We start from the raw sequence: 18,191 nt of genomic DNA on the forward strand, positions 1-18,191 counted from the left end.
CAAATAGAATATTTAATTGTCTATGTACAATTAACGAGACCCAGGTTTATCTGGCAAAGTGGCGTACCCGCAAGCACTGCACGCGACACATGCCACGCGTTCGCGCCCCCGGGCCCGCCTGCAATCCAACAAGAAAATTTCGATGACCGAACCCCTGCCCGACGCTCCTACCCGTGCCGCCCGCGGCACCCGCATACGTCCCGTGCCCGCGGTCACGCGCGCCATCGCCATCCTGCGGCTGCTGGCCCAATCGGGCGACGCGCTCAGCGCCAAGCAGATCGCGCAGTCGCTGGAGATCGTGCCCAGCACCGCGCTGCACATCCTGCGCGCGCTGGTGTCCGAGGACGTGGTCAGCGTCGATACCGCCAAGCGCTATCGGCCCGGCCCCGGCATGCTGGCGCTGGCGCGCGGCATGTTGGAACACAGTTCGTTCCGCACGGTGGTGCAGCCCGCGCTGGATCGCCTCAGCCACACCTGGCAGGTCACCTCCATCGGCGTGGAAACGCCGAACCTCGACCACATGGTGGTGCTGGCGCTGGCGCGTTCGCCGCTGCCGTTCAGCCTGCACGTGGACGTGGGCAGCCGCTTTCCCGGGCTGATCAGCGCCACCGGCCGGCTGGTGGCGGCCTACAGCGCCGAGCCCTGGGAAGCCATCGCGCAGCGCTTCCGGCAGCTGCGCTGGCAGCATCCGGTGGACATCGACAGCTGGCGCAAGGAGCTGGACACGGTGCGCCGCCAGGGCTACAGCGTGGATCGCGGGGTGTACATCGGCGGCGTCACCATCGTGGCCGTGCCCATCCTGGACCTGGCCGGCCGCCTGACCCACACCATCGTCTGCGCGGGCGTCAGCCACGCCATGGACGGCGCGCAGGCCGACGCATTGATCGCCGACATGCAGGCCGCCGCCACCGAGGTGGCGCGGCAGCTGCTGCGATGAAAGAGAATCACCCCAAGGGCGAACACCGCAGTGCGCAGCACGAAGGGATACCAATGAGCCACACCGATCACGACATGCAGGACTGGACGCGCCACGACCTGGGCGGTTTCACGGGCCACGTGGGCCCGCTGTACACACGCATGACGGACGCCGGCCGCCTGTACGCCATGCGCGCCGACGCACGGCACCTGAACATGGCCGGCATCGTGCACGGCGGCATGATCGCCACGCTGCTCGACCAGTCGCTCAGCGCCATGGCGTGGGACCAGGCCGGGCGCGTCCCCTGCGTGTCGGTGCAGCTGGACACGCAGTTCTACGCGCCGGTGCGCGAAGGCGCACTCATGGTGGTGCAGGGCCGCGTGAAGCACCGCGCCGGCAGCCTGATCTTCGTGACGGGCGAGCTGAGCGTGGACGGCAAGCCGTGCGCGTCCGCGGAGGCGATGATCAAGATACTGCGGCCGAAAGTGCAACAGAATCCGGCGTAGCGCGATGATGCTTCCGTAGTGCGCGGCCGCCGTGCCGGCCACGCGCCCGGGTCTCGCTGACACAAAGCGAAAGGTCCGCTTGCCGTCCCCATGGCCGTCCGGCACATAGAATGGATCGAATCCTGCGCGCCTGAAAGCGGGCTTCTCGCCGCGCAGCCCACGTCTTCCATCGAAAGCGAGGCCGACATGCGCAAGCGTAATTGGAGTCTGGTCCTGGCCCTGTCGTTCGCCGCGTGCGGCGCGCAGGCGGCCAAGCCCGTATCGTGCGACAACGCCACGACGCAAGCCGAAATGAACCAGTGCTCGCACGAGGCCTACCAGGCCACCGATGCGGAACTGAACACCACCTACGAAAAGTTGCTGGGCCGCCTGCAGAAGGACCCGGCCCGCGCCGAAAACCTGCGCAAGGCGCAGCGCGCGTGGATCGGCTTTCGCGACGCCGAATGCGGCTACGTCAGCGCCGGCACCACAGGCGGCAGCGCCCAGCCGCTGGTGACGGCCCAATGCCTGGAACAGCAGACGCGCCGCCGCGTGGAAACGCTGGAAAGCTACATGCAATGCGAGGAAGGCGACCTGAGCTGCCAGACGACGCCGCAGTAGCGGCGATTGCGAAGGCGGCCGCGCGGCACGGCCACACAAGGCACGACCACACGATCGCCGAAAAGAAAAAGGGTCTCCGATTTGGAGACCCTTTGTTCCTGAAACTGGCGCGCCCGAAGAGATTCGAACTCCTGACCCCTTGGTTCGTAGCCAAGTACTCTATCCAGCTGAGCTACGGGCGCTTGGTGAAGAGGCGAAATTATAGCAGCGTTTTTTTATTTGTCCAATGATCTGTCATGCTGCGGCAAAAAACGCCGGGCGACAAAAGAGACCCCCACGCCGCGCCATCACCGTCAAGCCGGCCGCGCCAGCCCCACCAGTTGCTCCACCGAGCCCGCCTCGCCCAGCTTCCAGCACGCCGCCATCAGCTCGCGCGTGCGTTGCGCCCCCAGTATCGCGTCCGACATGCCGCTGAACTTGGCCTCGAGATCGGCGTCGCTCATGGGCCGTTGCAGCGAGCCGATGGCATGCTCGACGCTGACGCGTATCGTGCGGCCGTCGGTCAGCGTGGCCACGGCTTCCACGCTGGCCTCGCCGATGCCGTCGTCCACCGTGGCCACCACCTTGTCGCGCACCGCCACCACGTCGGGCCGGCGCACGATCTCGTCGGCATACTCCTCCTCGGACGCACGGCCGAACACCAGGCCCGCGGCGCAGCCGTGATAGACGCTGAACTTGCCCTGCAGGCCGTCCTGCGGCGTCTTCTTGCCCGTCAATTCCAGCACCAGCGAATGCACGCGCAGGTCGATGCGTTCCAGGTTCTGCGGCGTGACGCCCTGCTGGCGCAGCTGCACGCACGCGTCGATGCTGGGATGGATGACGATGCCGCACGCGAACGGCTTGTACGCGTTGAACGAGATCTCGAAGCGGCTGCCCAGTTCGTCGCCGATCTCGTTCCAGTCGTACTTGGTGGACAGCACCTGCGCGAAGCCGCGCGGCGCTTCCAGCGCACGCTCGCTGGACGTGAAGCCGGCGCGCGCCATCAGCGCCGCCATCAGGCCCGCCCGTGCCGCGCCGCCGGGATGGAAGGGCTTGGTCATGGTGCCGAACTGCTCGCGCAGGCCCACCGGCTGCGACGCGGCGATGCCCAGCGCCATGGCGGTACGGCCGGCGTCCAGCTTCAGCAGCCGCGCGCACGCGGCCGCCGCGCCCAGCCCGCCGGTGGTGCCGGTGATGTGCCAGCCCCGGTCGTAATGCTGCGGGTAGACCATGTTGCCGACACGGCACGACACGTCGATGCCGATCACGATGGCGTCGATCACGTCGCGGCCGCTCGAGCCCGTGTGTTCGGCCAGCGCCAGCACCGCCGAGCACACCGGCCCGGCCGGATGGATGATGGTCTTCAGGTGCGTGTCGTCGAAATCGAAGGTGTGCGAGGTAATGCCGTTCAGCAGCGCGGCGCTGCCGATGTCCACGCGCTCGCGCCGGCCCAGCACCGTGGCCTGCTGCGAGGGCTGCAGCACCTGCACGGCTTCCAGCGCCGCTTCCACGGCCTCGTGCCGCGCCGCGCCCACGGCGCAGCCCAGCCAGTTCATGAACGTGCGATGCGCCTCGTGCTCGACGGCGTCGTCCCATCCGCGCGAGGGATGGCCGGCGGCGAACTCCGCCAGGATGCGGGTGATGGGCGGTGCGTTGCGGTCCGCGTCGACTTGGGTATTCAGGGCCATGACTGTCTCGTCTCCATGCGTCAGGGTGAAAATCAGGTGTCCAGATTGATGCGCTGCGCCTTGGCCAGGCGCGCCCAGCGCTCGTAGTCGCGCTTGGCATAGTCCGCGAACTGGGCGGGGCTCATCGGCATCGGCTCGATGGCCTCGATGTCCAGCTGCTTCTTCAGCGCCGGGTCTTTCAGCACCTTGTTCAGGCTGTCGTTCAGGGCCTGCACCACCTTGGCGGGCACGCCAGCCGGGCCGGACACGCCATACCACTGCAGCACGTCGTCGAAGCCCTTCAGGCCCAGTTCCTTGAAGGTAGGCACGTCGGGAAAGTTGGGGCTGCGGTGCTCGCCGGACAGCGCGATCGCGCGCACCGTGCCCGATTTCAGGTGGGGCACCGCGGCCGCCAGGCCGGGGAACATGGCCTGCGTCTGGCCTGCGATCAGGTCGGTGAAGGCCGGCGCGATGCCCTTGTAGGCCACGTGCACCATCTTCGAACCCAGCTGCTGCTGTAGCAGCTCCATCAGCAGGTGCGTCAGCGATCCGGCGCCGGCCGAGCCGTAGTTGATCGTGTTGCCGTTGCCGTTCTTCTTCACGTAGGCGCCGAATTCCTTTATGTCCTTGATCGGCAGCTTGGCGTTGACCACCAGCACGTTGGGCGTGCCGCCGATCATGCCGACCGGCGTGAAGTCGGCGATGGGGTCGTACGGCACCTTGCGCGTGGCCGGGCTGGTGGCCAGCGTGGCCACGTAGCCCTGCATCAGCGTGTAGCCGTCGGGCGTGGCCCGCATGGTCTTCTGGCATGCGATGACCCCGCCCCCGCCGCTCTGGTTCTCGACCACGAACGTGGCGTCCAGGGCCTTGGCCCACGATGCCGTGACGGCGCGGCCGACGTAGTCGCTGCCGCCGCCCGGCGCCACCGGCACGATGTAGCTGATGGGACGATCCGGATACCCCTCGCGCGCGAACGATGCGAAGGGCAGCGCGATGGCGGCGGAGCCGCCGCCGAGCAGGAATGCACGACGTTTCATGGTTGTCTCCTCTGGTGGCCTGCGTGGACGTGTGCCCGGTCTGTCGCCGGCTGCACTGCGTCGGCCGCGCGCGTCGCTATGTCATGGCGGACAGGCGATCGTGGGCGTTGACGACGTGGTGCGCCAGCAGCTGGGCGCAATGATCGGCATCGGCGATGCCGGACTTGCCGCGCAGCGCCCGCACGATCTGCTTGTGCTCGGCGTTCGAACGCTTGCGGTGATCCTCGCTGGACAGGTTCTTCAGCCTGGCCAGGTGCAGTTTCTGGATGACTTCCCGATACGCGCGCGCGATCTCGCGATTGCCCGCCGCCTCGATGAACAGCCAATGGAACTTCAGGTTCTCGCGGTAGTAGGCCTGCGAGTTCGACTGGCGGATGGCCTCGTCCATGGCTTCGGTGCAGCCCTGCAAGGCCTGCGCCAGCACCTGGCGGCGTTCGGCGGGCAGTTGCGACACCACGCGGCCCGCGTGGCTGTCCAGCAGCGAGCGGAACTGGTACAGGTCGCGCACCTCGCTGTCGTCCAGCTGGCGCACGTACACGCCCGCATGCTTGCGCGAGACCACCAGGCCCAGGCTTTCCAGTTCGCGCAGCGCCTCGCGCACCGGCACGCGCGAGACCTTCAGCTGTTCCACCAGTTCGGACTCGCGCAGCGGCTGGCCGGGCTCGTAGACGCCCGCCAGGATGCGGCCCAGCAACTGGTCGCGCACCAGCTTGCCCAGCGAGGTGTTGCGGATTTCCTCGAATTCTTCGTCGGCGACAGGGGGATAAAGCCAGTCCATGCGGTGCGGCTCCAACTTCGTGTGTTCGGATAATCGTATACGATCATACAATCCAAGCGCAGACAAGCAGGCATTTCCCTTGTCCTCACCTCCGCTGGCGGGCGCGCCTTGCGCCCCTGCCAGCGCGCGGACCCGCCGGGAGCCGTCGCGGCCCCGCCCCCCGGGCCACCATCCGCACATGGCGCTACCATACGGACGGGGATCGCAAAACCGCGCGCGCGGCCCAAGGCCTGCCCACAAGGGCCACGTCCGCGCGCCGACGATCGAAGGAGTATCGACATGCCATTTGCGTACAAATCGGCAGCCGCCGCGCTGCTTGCCGCGGCCTGCACGGTCGGCACGGCCCACGCGGCCGACTGGCCCAGCCAACCCATCACCTTCGTCGCGCCGTTCACGGCGGGCGGCGCCAATGACCTGGTGGCGCGCATCATCGCCAAGGCCGTGGGCACGCAACTGAAGCAGTCCGTCATCGTCGAGAACCGCCCCGGCGCGGGCGGCGTGGTGGGCTCGGCCCACGTGGCGCGCTCGACGTCCGACGGCTACACCTACCTGGTGGGCAGCAACGGCACCGTCACCAACAGCCTGATCCGTTCCGACCAGCCCTACAAGGACGAGGAGCTGACGCCCGTCGTGCTGATGACGGTGACGCCGTCCGTCATCGTGGCCAATCCGCGCAATCCCGCCAAGGACCTGAAAAGCCTGGTGGACGACGCCCGCGCGAAGAAGACCGACCGCATCACCTTCTCCACCGCCGGTCCCGGCAGCACGCCGCACTTCGTCAGCGAGATGCTCAAGCAGACCACCGGCCTGCCCATCGAGGCCATCTCGTACAAGAGCGGGTCGGAAGGCGTGACCGCCGTCATCGGCAACCAGACCGACCTGACCTCCGAGGCCAGCATCGTCACCCTGCCCCTGGTCAAAAGCGGCAAGCTGAAGGCGCTGGCCACCACCTGGAACAAGCGCCTGGCTTCGGCGCCCGAGATTCCCACCACCGCGGAACAGGGCTTTCCGCAGGTGCGCATCGGCCACTGGGCCGGCCTGTACGCCCCCAAGGGCACGCCCGACGCGGTGATGGACAAGATGGCAAAAGCCGTCGACGACGCCCTGAAGACCAAGGAAGTGCAGGACGCGCTGGCCCAGAGCAGCATCGAGCCCGGCGGCGGCACGCGCGCCGACTTCACGGCCTTCGCGCAGGACGAGCGCAAGCGCCTGGGCGAAGTGGTCAGCAAGGGGCACATGCGTGCAGACTGATCCGGACACCGCGTTCGACGTCGCCCGCTGGCGCGCCGAGTTTCCCGTCACGCAGGAACTGGTCTACCTGGACCATGCCGCCATGGGCCCGCTGCCGGCGCGCACGCTGGAGACCATCACGGCGCGCCTGGCGGCGCAGTCGGGCCGCGGTTCGCTGGAGCATCCCCTGCTGTTCGACCTGGCCGAGACCACGCGGGCCGAGTTCGCGGCCTACATCGGCGCGCGGCCCGACCAGATCGCGTCCATGCCCAACACCTCGGGCGGGCTGAGCGTGCTGGCCGCGGGCCTGACGTGGCGGGCCGGCGACGAAGTCGTGGTGCCCGACATCGACTTCCCGTCGGCGGTGCTGCCGTGGCTGACCCTGCAACGCCACGGCGTGCGCGTGCACCGCGTGCCGTGCGAGGACGGCCGGGTCGACGCGCAGGCGTTGCTGGCCGCGTGCACGCCGCGCACGCGGCTGGTGTGCGCCTCGTGGGTGCAGTTCAGCAGCGGCTGCGTGCTGGACATCGTGGCGCTGGGCGAGGCCTGCCGCAAGCGCGGCATCCTGCTGGCGGTGGACGCCATCCAGGCCGTGGGCGCCCTGGACGTGAACGTGGCGGACCTGCCCATCGACGCGCTGGCCACGCACAGCTACAAGTGGCTGCTGGGCCCGCACGGCGTGGGCTGGCTGTACGTGGCGGACGGCCTGCTGGAGCAGCTGTCGCAGCCGGCCGCCGGCCCGCGCGGCGTGGTGCCGCGCGACACCTACGCCGAATATGCGCTGGACCCGCTGCCCGGCGTGGCGCGCTTCGAGACCGGCCTGCTGCCGTTCCCGCTGATCGCGGGCGCGGCCACCAGCCTGAAGCTGCTGCGCGCGGCCCGCGCGCAAGGCGCCGCGGCCAGGCTGCGCGGCCTGACGTCCCATCTGGCCGAGGGCCTGCTGCGCCTGGGCTACCGCCTGCGCGGCGGGGCCGACCGCACCGCATTCGGCGCGGGCATCGTGGTGTTCGTGCCGCCCGACGGCGACGCAGCGCGCTGCCGGCAGCACCTGCTGGATGCCGGCATCGTCACCTCGGCGCGCGAAGGCGGCGTGCGCGTGGCGCCGCACTTCTACAACACGGAAGACGAACTGGACGCGCTGCTGGACCGATTGAAAACCTTGGCCTAGGCCCTCCCCGCAAGGGGTGGCATCAGGCCGGGAACGCCTTGGCGTAGAGCTGCTCGCCGACCGCCACGACCCGTTGCGCGTATGTCTTCAACAGCGCCGGCTCTTCGATGCCCAGCGTGATGCGCACGGTGTCGCCGCACTCCCCGAAGTTGGTGACGTTGAAACCGAAGCTCGAACGGTCCACCGCCGCCAGGTCGCCGAAGGCCGGACGGAAGGTGTCCTGGTAATCGGTGCGGTTGATCGCGGCGCGCTCTTCCCACTCGGTCTTCGCGCCCACGTCGCGCTTCAGCATCTGGGCAAGATACGCGGGCGTAGGCTTGAATGCGACATAGACCGTGTCCCGGTCGGTATTGACGCACACCTCGTAAGCATTCTTCTTGTCGTGGCCCAGCGGTATCAGTTCGTCCAGCTCGGCCCGCAACTGGCGTGTGTTGTCGCGGACCCGTTCCAGATACTGCGTCGAGGCGTCCCGGTTGCCGGCGGCGAGCATGCTGGCGATGTAGCCCTTGTCGTCATCCGGAACCCGCATGCGGCCCGCGTCCATCCCCCCTTGGAACGACGTCCATGCCTCGGCCTTGTTGAAGATGGCCGCGGTGCCGATGTTGACCAGGTCCATCCCGTTCTGGAAGAACTTGGTGCCGCTCTGCACCAGCACCAGGTTCAACATGCCGGACTCGATGTGCGGCCGTGCCTCGTGCAGGACCTGCGCGATCTGCTCCTCGCCCAGGTGGTTCAACGTGCAGTCCATCACCAGCGTGCAGGGATGCTCGCGCGGGCCGGCGAAGACGTTGCGGATCAGGGCCACCGGATCGTGCGGATGCACCTCGGACAGCGCGGCGTTGTTGGGATGCGGCTCCATGACGATGACGCGCTTGTCGCGCAATGCCTCGCTGTCCACGGCATCCAGCTCGACCGCGCCGGGGAACAGCGCCGGCGTCTCGTAGTACGCCCCCGACAGGATGGCGACGGACTCGCGCTCTTCCGTCGACAGCGAAGCCTGGATCTGGTCCAGCAGCGCCAGGGCATGCGGCGCGCTCTCGACCTTGAGGTGGCCGGCCAGGACGCCCGCGTCGTCGGGCGTCAGGCTGCTGCCCTCCGGACGGTCCAGCAACAGGTCGCCGATGACGCTGTCCAGCTTGGGCGAGCGGTCCGTCCAGTCCTTCTGGAAGCGGATCACGTGATGGATGTCCTGCATGGCCTGGTAGAAGCGCTCCATATGGACCGAGACCTCCTTGGGCAGGACCTCCAGGCCGCCCCGATGCATCGCATACGAGGCCTGGTCTTCCTTCAGCGCACGCGCGTGGCTGCCCTGCAGGGTGCCGGACATCGCACGGGCCTCGGCGCCGGTCAGGGGATCGTTCAGCTGCGTCAACCGCCGCGCGATGACCGCGTTGTCCTCGCCCAGCACGCGCGCCTTGCCCTGCAGATCCAGCGCCATGAAGCGCGCCTGCGACAACAGCTCGGAGACCCGCTGCAGGGCGTCCGTCAATGCGCCGCACACCGTCGCGGGCATGCGGGTGACCTCGAAGTCGTCCAGGTGGCCCATCAGATTGCGCACCACGTCGATGTTCTGCCGCACGTACAGGGGCAAGCCCTGCGTGTCCGACAGCACCGTCGCGTCGTACAGATCCCTCAGTTCGCGCAGCTGCTGCGGCGAGCTTGCGGACAGGACGTCCACCCCGCTGGGCGCGATCAGGGTGTTCGGCATCAACTCGGTCTGTGCCAGCGCTTCCCGCACGGCCCTGGCGTCTTCGCCCACGAAGGCCTTGTCCAGCGTCTTCAGCGCCCCGCCGACGTCTTCCTTCCGCAGCTTGTCCACCATCCGGTCCGCGCAGATGTCCGCGCAGTGGCTGGGCGAGGTGCGCAAGCCGCGGCCGCCCAGGAAGCTGTCGATCCCGTCCAGCGACACCGCGTCCTTGCGGATGATCTGCACGCCCAGGGATTCGATGTACAGGCTCTTGACGTTGGTCAGATCGGCAGGAACGTCACGCAGCGTCTCGAACGCCAGCCCCTTGAACGCGAAGGCATGGTTGACGGGATAGACCTCGAACTTGTTCAACTGGGCGCTGTTCTTGCCCAGCGCATCCTTGATCTGCTCGGTGCGCACCCCGGCCGTCGCCAGCCAAAGGCCCGTCTTGACGCCGCGCCCGTACCCTTCGCGGACGATGGGCGATCGCGAACGCTCGAGCCTGTCGGCGTCGTCCGGCGTATACGTGGCCTGCAACTGGCCGCGCATCAGTTCCGCCTTGATCAACTGCCGCTGCTGCGTCCGAAGCGTCCCGCGCTCGCCCTCGGACATCCTGGCGTACGTCTCGTCGCGCATCCGTGCGCCCATCAGGCTCAACGTGCCCGCCAGCCCATGGAACCACGTCTTGAACGCGGCGGTCCTGGCGTTGGTCCCGGTCATGCGGTCGAATGATTCTCGGGTGTTGGCGTGCAGCACCACGTGCTTGTCGATGAAGGCGACGACCCTGTCGATGGCGGCCTTGCCGAGGTTGAGGCCAGGATTGAGCGCGGCGAATGCGTGGACGGCCTCGGACGCGCCGAAGCGCACCATCACGCCCTGGGCAAGCGGCGTGTTGACCTTGGCGAAGTACCGGGCGCTGCTCAGCCCCTTCCAGATCGTGTCGACCTCGGCCGTCAGCGCCGGATCCTTCACGATCTCCTTCTTCCAGGCGTCCAGGGCCTTGTGCGTGATCGCGCGTCCGGTCGTCTTTTCATCCATGGACACCAATGGCAAGGGCTGGATCGGCGTCTGGACACCCTGCGCCAACGAGGCCAGGACAGGTTGCGTGGCGGACTGCGCATTGTCGACGACGGGCCCCTGGACCTGCGTCGGCTGCACCTGGGACAACGGCGACTGCGTCGTGGTCGTCCCCTCCGTGGTCGGCAGGGTGGAAGGCGGGATGCCGACCTTGCCGGGATTGTTGGTCACACACATGGATGCGTCTCCGAAAGGCGGGGAATCAGGCGAAATCCGCCAGGCCGGGCGGGCGCTCGGCATATTCGTGGACCCGGGGCGCGGTACCGGGCGAAGCGCCTTCGCCTGACGCCCCATCGGCTGGCTCGCGCTGCTCGATCACCCGATCGCGCACCGCCATGACGTTCAACAGCGCGTTCTCCAGCAAGGTCGCATCCAACCCCGCCATGGGAAGCAGCAGCATCAGCCGCACGTCCTGGGTGAGCGCGTCCACGCCCAGCGAGGCGCCGCGCAGCACGTCGAAGCGGGTGTTCAGTTCCAGCAGGCGCAGGGCCGCGCCGTCGGGCCAGCCGGACAGTGCGCCCAGCGAGCACGTGATGGCGAGCAGGTCGCTGCCCTGCCCCAGCGACAACTGCCAGTACGCGCCCTGCGTGTCCAGGAACGCGCTGGCGCCATCAGTGCTGTGCAGCGCCATGCCGCAGCGCTGGTTCAGCGCGTCGATCAGCGTGGCGAAGTGGGTGGATGCGGTGCTCATGTCTCTCCTCGCGGTGTCTTGCAGCCAGAGACCGTTGCGCGGCGACATCGCCCGATGGGCGTGCCGCGGCGATGTCGCGCGCCCGGAACGTATCCCGCTTGAGTAACGCCGCACGGCGATGAGTTCCACGCGCAGCGCGCGCCGCCGCAAAGCAACAGGGCGGCCCCACTGGCCGCCCTGCGTCACCCGCGCCGCGCCGTGCCATCGCACGGGCGAAACGATTGCCTAGCGCGCGGCGCCCGCCGCGGCCGGCATGCCCTTGTTGCGCGAGGCGCCGTCACCCTCGGTATCCGGCAGCAGGATCGCCACCACGCCCAGGAACGGCAGGTACGCGCACACCTCGTACACGTAGCGGATGCTGGTCACGTCGGCCAGGTGGCCCAGCGCGGCCGCGCCCAGCCCGCCCATGCCGAACGCGAAGCCGAAGAACAGCCCCGCGATCATGCCGACCTTGCCCGGCACCAGTTCCTGCGCATACACCACGATGGCGGAGAAGGCCGACGCCAGGATCAGGCCGATGATCACCACCAGCACGCCCGTCCAAAGCAGGTTGGCGTGCGGCAGCATCAGCGTGAACGGCGTCACGCCCAGGATCGACACCCAGATCACGATCTTGCGGCCGACGCGGTCGCCGATCGGCCCGCCCGCCACCGTGCCCACCGCCACGGCGGCCAGGAAGAGGAAAAGGAACAGTTGCGCCGAGCGCACCGACAGGTCGAACTTGTCGATCAGGTAGAACGTGAAATAGCTGTTCAGGCTGGCCAAGTAGAAGTACTTGGAGAAGATCAGCACGCCCAGCACCGCCAGCGCGCCCAGCACGCGGTTGCGGCTGAGCTCGCCGCCCGGCCGCGCCACGCGGGGCTTGGGCTTGAGCAGCGCGCGATTGGCGCCATACCAGCGGCCGATGCCGACCAGCACCACGATGCCGAACAGCGCGGCCAGCGAGAACCACGCCACGCTGCCCTGCCCGTGCGGAATGATGAACAGCGCCGCCAGCAGCGGCCCCATGGCCGAACCCACATTGCCGCCCACCTGGAACAGCGACTGCGCCAGCCCGTGCCGCCCGCCCGAGGCCATGCGCGCCACGCGCGAGGACTCGGGATGGAACACCGACGAGCCCGTGCCCACCAGCACCGCGGCCACCAGCAGGTAAGGCAGCGACGGCGCATAGGCCAGCATCAGCAGGCCCACCAGCGTGAAGCCCATGCCCACCGGCAGTGAATACGTGGTGGGCCGCTTGTCCGTATAAAGCCCGATGCACGGCTGCAGCAGCGACGCGGCGATCTGGTAGGCCAGCGTGATCAGCCCGATCTCGGCGAAGCTGAGCTGGAACGAGTCCTTCAGCATCGGATAGATCGCCAGCAGGATGGACTGGATCATGTCGTTCATCATGTGCGCCACGCTGATCGCGCCCAGCACCTTGAACGAGGTGGTGGACGGCGGCGGGGCGGCGACGGAGGCTTGCGGGGAGGTCATGGCGTTACGGTCGGTACGGTCGAAAGATCCGCTGTCGCGGAGGCAAGTCCACAGTGTAGGAAGGCCGAAATGCACGGGAATGCCAAGATTCGTCGGTAAAATGACATCCTGTGCCGCCCGTGCGACGCATCGCGACAGGCGTGCCCGACCGCCGGGCCGTCCAACCCCACCCAATGCGCCAGCTTGGCGGGCCCACGGCCTCTCATCGAATCCAGCCATGCCCCGCTTACCCGCCCCCGATCCCTCGCGCAGCCGCAACGCGGACGACTACCAGCACCTGCCGCAATCCGTGGCCGCCATGGCCAAGGAATTCGAGCATCACCAGAGCACCGGCCCGCACAGCCATCCGCGCGCGCAACTGATCTACGCCGTGGCCGGCGCCATGCGCGTGACCACGCCGGACGGCCTGTGGACACTGCCGCCGCTGCGCGCGCTGTGGGTGCCGGCGGGCGTGGTGCACGGCATCGAGATGCTGGACGCGGTGTCGATGCGCACGCTGTACGTGCAGGTCGACGCGGCCCGCGCGTTGTGGGACCGCTGCCAGGTGATCGAAGTGCCGCCTCTGCTGCGCGAGCTGATCCTGGCCCTGACCGCCGAGCCCGTGGCCTACGCACCGCAGGGCCGCGCCGCCCAGATCGCCGCCCTGCTGCTGACCGAACTGCGCAGCGCCCCCGTGGTGCCCATCCAGGTGCCCTGGCCGCAGGACCGCCGGCTGCAGGCCATCTGCCGCGCCATCCTGGCGCAGCCCGGCCTGGACCGCAGGCTGGAGGATTGGGGCGACGAGGTCGGCGCCAGCGGCCGCACGCTGATCCGCCTGTTCCAGGCCGAGCTGGGCCTGAACTACCGCCAATGGGTGCAGCAGGTGCGGCTGGCCGACGCGCTGCATCGGCTGGCCATGGGCCAGCCGGTGGCGCGCGTGGCCGCCGAGCTGGGCTACAGCAGCCCCAGCGCCTTCACCGCGATGTTCCGGCGGGCGCTGGGCTCGTCGCCGCAGCAGTTGCGGCGCGAGAACATGGCCTGATCAGGCGCTCGCCCGCAGCCTGCGCAGCAACGCCGGCAGGAACAGCACCGCCAACGTCAGCACCAGCAGGCAGATCGACAAGGGCGTGGACAGCAGGATCGCGGGATTGCCCTCGCCGATCGACAGCGCGCGCCGCAGCTGCGTCTCCGCCATCGGCCCCAGGATCAGGCCGATCAGCACCGGCGCGATGGGGAAGTCGTACACCCGCATCACGTAACCCATCAGCCCGATCGCGAACATCAGCGCCAGGTCCATCCACGACGTGCCCACGCCCCAGATGCCCACCAGCGCGAACACCAGGATGCCCGCGTACAGATACGGGCGGGGCACCAGCAGCAGGCGCACCCACAGCCCCACCAGCGGCAGGTTCAGCACCAGCAGCATCAGGTTGCCCACGTACAGCGAGGCGATCAGCCCCCAGACCAGGTCGGCGCTGTTGACGAACAGGAACGGGCCCGGCTGCAGGCCGTAGCCCTCGAAGGCCGCCAGCAGCACCGCGGCGGTGGCCGAGGTGGGCAGGCCCAGCGTCAACAGCGGCACCAGGATGCCGGCCGCCGCCGCGTTGTTGGCTGCCTCGGGCCCTGCCACGCCTTCGATGGCTCCCTTGCCGAACTCGTCCCGGTGGCGCGAGAGACGCCGTTCGATGGTGTAGGACAGGAACGTCGGCACCTCGGTGCCGCCCGCCGGCAGCGCGCCGATCGGAAAGCCCAGCGCCGTGCCGCGCAGCCAGGGCAGCCACGACCGCTTCCAGTCCTGCCGCGTCATCCACGTGCCGCCCGCCAGCGGATTGACCGCCGGCGGCGCGCTGCTGTAGCGGCTGGCCACGTACAGGATCTCGCCGATGGCGAACAGCGACACCAGCACCACCGTGATGTCGATGCCGTCCAGCAGGTCGGGCTGCCCGAAGGCCAGCCGCGCCTGCCCCGTGGGCCCGTCGATGCCCACCACGCCCAGCGCCAGGCCGATGAACAGCGCGATGAAGCCGCGCACGCGCGACGTGCCCAGCACCACCGATACCGACGTGAACGACAGCAGCATCAGCGCGAAGTAGTCGGCCGGCGTGAACACGAAGGCCAGCTCGGCGATGGCCGGCGCCAGGAAGGTCAGCGCCAGCGTGGACAGCGTGCCGGCCACGAACGAGCCGATGGCCGCCGTCGCCAGCGCCGCCGCCCCGCGCCCGTTGCGCGCCATCTTGTTGCCTTCCAGCGCGGTCATCATCGAGCCGCTTTCGCCCGGCGTGTTCAGCAGGATCGACGTGGTCGAGCCGCCGTACATCGCGCCGTACAGGATGCCGGCGAACATGATGAAGGCCGCCGTCGGCGCGATCTTCACGGTCACGGGCAGCAGCAGCGCGATGGTCAGCGCCGGGCCGATGCCGGGCAGCACGCCGATGGCCGTGCCCAGCACCGAGCCCAGGAACGCCCACATCAGGTTGGCGGGCTGCAGCGCCACGCCGAAGCCCGCCATCAGGGAATCGAAGGCATCCATGTCACACCCCCGCCAGCGGCAGCGCGCCGCCCAGCGTCACGCCCAGCTGGCCGAAGCCCGCCCAGCAGATCAGCCCCAGCACCAGGCCGATCACGCAATCCAGCACCAGCCGGCGCGAGCCGAACGCGTGCGTGACCAGCGCGAAGGCCAGCATGGCCGTCAGCGGAAAGCCCAGCGTTTCCATGGTGAGCAGCGGCACGCCCGCGCCCGCCGCCGCGAACGCCAGCGCGCGCCGCGAGGGCTTGGCGTCTGCCTGTGCGTTCTCGACCTCTTGCGGTTCGAACGACATGCCGCGCGCGATCTGCGCGATCAGTATTAGGCCCAGCGCGATCAGCGCCACGCCCACGATCGCCACGAACGCGCCGGGCCCCACCCCGGCATAACCGCCCATTTCGGGCAGCGCGTAGCCCTGCTGCAGCCAGACCGCGCCCAGCGCGATCACGACCAGCCCCAGCCACCAGGGACGGTGGCGTTGCATCGGTTCGGACATGATGGTCGACTCCGGTTCGACGGCAGGCGGCCTACTTGACCAGTCCCAGGTCCTTCAGCACCTGCTCCTGGCGCACCTTCTCTTCGGCCAGGAACTTGGTGAAGTCGTCGCCCGCCAGATAGGCGTCCGTCCATTCGCGGTCGGCCATGGCCTTCTTCCACTGCGCCGACTCGTGCATCTGCTTGAAGCGGTCCAGCCACATCCTGCGGCCTTCCGCGCTCATGTCCGGCGCGCCCACGATGCCGCGCCAGTTGCCGATGACCACGTCGATGCCCGACTCCTTCAGCGTGGGCGCGTCCAGGCCCGCCAGGCGCTTCTCGGACGTGACCGCGATGATGCGCAGCCGCTTCTGCTCGGCATACGGCTTGAACTCGGAATAGCCCGACAGCGCCAGCTTGATCTGGCCGCTGACCAGCAGGGGCACCAGCTCGGCGCCGCTGGGCGACGGGATGTAGTTGAGCTTGTTCGGCGACACGCCCGCGGCCTTGGCGATCAGGCCCGCGGCCACCTGGTCCACGCCGCCCACCGAGCCGCCGCCGATGGGCAGCGCGCCCGGGTTGGCCTTCAGCGCCTTCAGCACGTCGTCCACCGTCTTGATCGGCGAATTCATCGGCACGGCCAGCACGTCCGCGTCGTCCATCAGGCGCACCAGCGGCGTCACCTGGTCCAGCGACACCGGCGACTTGTTCAGGATGATGCCGCCCACCAGGATCGCGCCCATCGACATGATGGCGTTGTCGTCCTTCTTGCTGGTGTTGATGAACTCCGCCAGCCCGATGGTGCCGCCCGCCCCGCCCTTGTTCGTGACCTGGAAGCCGTCCTTGAAGATGCCGGCCTCTTGCATGACCTGCATCGGCACGCGCGCGGCCGCGTCGTAGCCCCCGCCCGGTCCGCCCGGGGCCATCACCTTGGCCGGCGCGGCCCAGGCCGCCAGCGGCGCGGCGGCGATTGCGAAAACAGCCAGAACTCGCGTGATACGAAACATCGTTGTCTCCTCGTCGGGCCGGCGCCTGTTGTTGTCGGGGCGTCCTGCGGGCCGGCCTGTCGTGTGTCTGTTCGGATATGCAGGCGCAAGATTCCGATGCTAGACAACTTTGCTGCCGCGCGCCATGAAATACCGCTGTGGAAGATGGGATTCAGCGGCGAGACAGCGAGGGCGAGCCCCTATGCGCGGCGGGTGGCTGGCGCAGACAATCAGGCAATTTCCGATCGTGCGACGCAACATGGCACATTCATGAATTCGGATTGCGTCCGCCGTCATCCGCAAATATTTGCGGTGAAATTGCCGTGATCTTGCCGACTTTTGCAAACATCACAAAGCTTGACTCGTACACCATTTTCCATCGTTGACGCTCGAGGATGTGGATGTTTTCCTAGGCCATCACATATTTGCGAACAAACCAAAGGAGGCGAGACATGAGCGAAAACACCAACAACAGCGCATCCGAGTACTCGGTAACCGGCAAGCAACCCGAGAGCGAAAACGGCCAGACCTTCCTGATGCTACTGGGCATCGCGGCCGCATTGATCGCCACGGGCACCGGTTTGAACTGGCTGTTCGGCTGATATCTACTGTTCGGCAACCATGCCGTAGCCTGCCGTGGGGTACGCTAGGATTATCTGAATCCAAGCTGAAAAAACCCGTTAGCGAGGCTCGACATGGAAATCAACGAACTGCATCGCGGTCGCCTCATCGACCATTTGCAACTGGTGGTGCGCGACCTGCCCGCCAGCCAGCGTTTCTACCAGGCGGTGCTAGATGCCCTGCACGTGCCCATGGGCGGCAGCGAGGACGGATTCTTCTGGGCCGACGAACTGGTCGTGTCCAGCGTGGACAGCCCCGCCTCGCAAGGCAAACTGACCGGCCGCTGCCACCTGGCCTTCCAGGCGAAGGACGAGGCGATGGTGCAGGCCGCATACGACGCGGCGCTGGCCAATGGCGGCACGGACAACGGCGCGCCGGGACTGCGCGACCAGTACCATCCGGGATATTACGGCGCGTTCGTGCTGGATCCGGACGGGAACAACATCGAGATCGTGTTCCATGGACCGGCTACGCGCAGTGCGGCGTCGGTGAAGGTGACGTTTTAGTTCTTGCGTCCTATGCGGACGCATTGAACGGCCAACGCCAGTTAATACGTCAAGTCGGCGTAAGCACGACTGTTTATATTTGTCCGCGCCCGGGCGATTTAGCCGCTCATTTTCAATTTAATGTGACCAAATGAGACTTTTGTACTTGTTTGTCTCCTGCATCGCTTTGGCGGGCTGTACATCGATGAAGCAGCTGGACGCCGGCTTGAATGGCCTTCACGGGCAGCACGTAAGAGTGGCCATACAGTCCTTGGGCTACCCCGTGGGAGAAGCGCGTGTCGCAAACATG

17 protein-coding genes and 1 tRNA gene are annotated in these 18,191 nt (G+C 67.9%); 8 read left to right on the forward strand and 10 right to left on the reverse strand.

Translation table 11 applies throughout. The features are described from left to right. Positions 1–142 precede the first annotated feature (142 nt). The 3 genes from FS845_RS24940 to FS845_RS24950 all read left to right on the forward strand — a co-directional run bounded on the left by FS845_RS24940 (position 143) and on the right by FS845_RS24950 (position 2,022). Complete coding sequence (locus tag FS845_RS24940) at positions 143–937, forward strand: IclR family transcriptional regulator (RefSeq protein WP_144640848.1); 795 nt, start codon at positions 143–145, stop codon at positions 935–937. Between the two features lie 53 nt (positions 938–990). Further along, positions 991–1,422, forward strand: coding sequence for a PaaI family thioesterase (locus FS845_RS24945; RefSeq protein WP_144640851.1), 432 nt, complete (start codon positions 991–993; stop codon positions 1,420–1,422). Positions 1,423–1,608: 186 nt separating this feature from the next. Continuing rightward, complete coding sequence (locus tag FS845_RS24950) at positions 1,609–2,022, forward strand: lysozyme inhibitor LprI family protein (RefSeq protein WP_144640854.1); 414 nt, start codon at positions 1,609–1,611, stop codon at positions 2,020–2,022. A 105-nt stretch (positions 2,023–2,127) separates the two neighbouring features. Here FS845_RS24950 and FS845_RS24955 read toward each other — a convergent pair. The 4 genes from FS845_RS24955 to FS845_RS24970 all read right to left on the reverse strand — a co-directional run bounded on the left by FS845_RS24955 (position 2,128) and on the right by FS845_RS24970 (position 5,483). Further along, positions 2,128–2,204, reverse strand: a tRNA-Arg gene (locus FS845_RS24955). A gap of 111 nt (positions 2,205–2,315) precedes the next feature. Beyond that, entirely contained in the window at positions 2,316–3,689 is a 1,374-nt protein-coding gene (locus tag FS845_RS24960) for an MmgE/PrpD family protein (protein WP_144640857.1), read from the reverse strand. Positions 3,690–3,721: 32 nt separating this feature from the next. After that, positions 3,722–4,705, reverse strand: coding sequence for a Bug family tripartite tricarboxylate transporter substrate binding protein (locus FS845_RS24965; RefSeq protein ID WP_144640860.1), 984 nt, complete (start codon positions 4,703–4,705; stop codon positions 3,722–3,724). Between the two features lie 76 nt (positions 4,706–4,781). Further along, a complete protein-coding gene (locus FS845_RS24970) occupies positions 4,782–5,483 on the reverse strand; it encodes a GntR family transcriptional regulator (protein ID WP_144640863.1) in 702 nt (233 codons plus the stop codon). A gap of 279 nt (positions 5,484–5,762) precedes the next feature. Between FS845_RS24970 and FS845_RS24975 the strand changes: the two genes are divergently transcribed. Then, a complete protein-coding gene (locus tag FS845_RS24975; protein ID WP_144640866.1) occupies positions 5,763–6,734 on the forward strand; it encodes a tripartite tricarboxylate transporter substrate binding protein in 972 nt (323 codons plus the stop codon). Continuing rightward, a complete protein-coding gene (locus FS845_RS24980; RefSeq protein WP_144640868.1) occupies positions 6,724–7,881 on the forward strand; it encodes an aminotransferase class V-fold PLP-dependent enzyme in 1,158 nt (385 codons plus the stop codon). The genes FS845_RS24975 and FS845_RS24980 overlap by 11 nt, the downstream gene beginning before the upstream one ends. A 22-nt stretch (positions 7,882–7,903) precedes the next feature. Here the strand turns inward: FS845_RS24980 and FS845_RS24985 are convergent, their stop codons facing one another. The 3 genes from FS845_RS24985 to FS845_RS24995 form a co-directional block, all read right to left on the reverse strand. Further along, on the reverse strand, positions 7,904–10,816 hold the full coding sequence (locus tag FS845_RS24985; protein WP_186332416.1) for a hypothetical protein: 2,913 nt from the start codon (positions 10,814–10,816) through the stop codon (positions 7,904–7,906). Between the two features lie 31 nt (positions 10,817–10,847). Then, positions 10,848–11,336, reverse strand: coding sequence for a type III secretion system chaperone (locus FS845_RS24990; RefSeq protein WP_186332417.1), 489 nt, complete (start codon positions 11,334–11,336; stop codon positions 10,848–10,850). Between the two features lie 225 nt (positions 11,337–11,561). Further along, positions 11,562–12,812, reverse strand: coding sequence for an MFS transporter (locus FS845_RS24995; protein ID WP_144640878.1), 1,251 nt, complete (start codon positions 12,810–12,812; stop codon positions 11,562–11,564). A 217-nt stretch (positions 12,813–13,029) separates the two neighbouring features. Here FS845_RS24995 and FS845_RS25000 point away from each other — a divergent pair, with 217 nt between their 5' ends. Continuing rightward, positions 13,030–13,833 carry an AraC family transcriptional regulator gene (locus FS845_RS25000; RefSeq protein ID WP_144640881.1) on the forward strand — a complete coding sequence of 268 codons (804 nt, stop codon included), beginning with the start codon at positions 13,030–13,032 and terminating at the stop codon, positions 13,831–13,833. On the opposite strand, the gene FS845_RS25005 is transcribed toward FS845_RS25000, so the two are convergent. The 3 genes from FS845_RS25005 to FS845_RS25015 are packed head-to-tail and all read right to left on the reverse strand — an operon-like array spanning position 13,834 to position 16,796. After that, positions 13,834–15,321, reverse strand: coding sequence for a tripartite tricarboxylate transporter permease (locus FS845_RS25005; protein ID WP_144640884.1), 1,488 nt, complete (start codon positions 15,319–15,321; stop codon positions 13,834–13,836). A 1-nt stretch (position 15,322) separates the two neighbouring features. Next, entirely contained in the window at positions 15,323–15,811 is a 489-nt protein-coding gene (locus tag FS845_RS25010; RefSeq protein WP_144640887.1) for a tripartite tricarboxylate transporter TctB family protein, read from the reverse strand. Positions 15,812–15,842: 31 nt separating this feature from the next. Next, entirely contained in the window at positions 15,843–16,796 is a 954-nt protein-coding gene (locus tag FS845_RS25015) for a Bug family tripartite tricarboxylate transporter substrate binding protein (protein ID WP_144640890.1), read from the reverse strand. 431 nt (positions 16,797–17,227) lie between these two features. Here FS845_RS25015 and FS845_RS26655 point away from each other — a divergent pair, with 431 nt between their 5' ends. Further along, positions 17,228–17,377 carry a hypothetical protein gene (locus FS845_RS26655; protein ID WP_186332418.1) on the forward strand — a complete coding sequence of 50 codons (150 nt, stop codon included), beginning with the start codon at positions 17,228–17,230 and terminating at the stop codon, positions 17,375–17,377. 93 nt (positions 17,378–17,470) lie between these two features. Then, positions 17,471–17,902, forward strand: coding sequence for a VOC family protein (locus FS845_RS25020; protein ID WP_144640893.1), 432 nt, complete (start codon positions 17,471–17,473; stop codon positions 17,900–17,902). Positions 17,903–18,191: the final 289 nt, after the last annotated feature.

Source organism: Bordetella genomosp. 13, from assembly GCF_007679965.1.
In the GTDB taxonomy this organism is placed as follows: Bacteria; Pseudomonadota; Gammaproteobacteria; order Burkholderiales; family Burkholderiaceae_B; genus Bordetella.

Coding starts and splice junctions, on each gene's coding strand:
- FS845_RS24940 (WP_144640848.1), top strand. CDS start 143: ATGACCGAACCCCTGCCCGACGCTCCTACCCGTGCCGCCCGCGGCACC.
- FS845_RS24945 (WP_144640851.1), top strand. CDS start 991: ATGAGCCACACCGATCACGACATGCAGGACTGGACGCGCCACGACCTG.
- FS845_RS24950 (WP_144640854.1), top strand. CDS start 1,609: ATGCGCAAGCGTAATTGGAGTCTGGTCCTGGCCCTGTCGTTCGCCGCG.
- FS845_RS24960 (WP_144640857.1), bottom strand. CDS start 3,689: ATGGCCCTGAATACCCAAGTCGACGCGGACCGCAACGCACCGCCCATC.
- FS845_RS24965 (WP_144640860.1), bottom strand. CDS start 4,705: ATGAAACGTCGTGCATTCCTGCTCGGCGGCGGCTCCGCCGCCATCGCG.
- FS845_RS24970 (WP_144640863.1), bottom strand. CDS start 5,483: ATGGACTGGCTTTATCCCCCTGTCGCCGACGAAGAATTCGAGGAAATC.
- FS845_RS24975 (WP_144640866.1), top strand. CDS start 5,763: ATGCCATTTGCGTACAAATCGGCAGCCGCCGCGCTGCTTGCCGCGGCC.
- FS845_RS24990 (WP_186332417.1), bottom strand. CDS start 11,336: ATGAGCACCGCATCCACCCACTTCGCCACGCTGATCGACGCGCTGAAC.
- FS845_RS24995 (WP_144640878.1), bottom strand. CDS start 12,812: ATGACCTCCCCGCAAGCCTCCGTCGCCGCCCCGCCGCCGTCCACCACC.
- FS845_RS25000 (WP_144640881.1), top strand. CDS start 13,030: ATGCCCCGCTTACCCGCCCCCGATCCCTCGCGCAGCCGCAACGCGGAC.
- FS845_RS25005 (WP_144640884.1), bottom strand. CDS start 15,321: ATGGATGCCTTCGATTCCCTGATGGCGGGCTTCGGCGTGGCGCTGCAG.
- FS845_RS25010 (WP_144640887.1), bottom strand. CDS start 15,811: ATGTCCGAACCGATGCAACGCCACCGTCCCTGGTGGCTGGGGCTGGTC.
- FS845_RS25015 (WP_144640890.1), bottom strand. CDS start 16,796: ATGTTTCGTATCACGCGAGTTCTGGCTGTTTTCGCAATCGCCGCCGCG.
- FS845_RS26655 (WP_186332418.1), top strand. CDS start 17,228: ATGAGCGAAAACACCAACAACAGCGCATCCGAGTACTCGGTAACCGGC.
- FS845_RS25020 (WP_144640893.1), top strand. CDS start 17,471: ATGGAAATCAACGAACTGCATCGCGGTCGCCTCATCGACCATTTGCAA.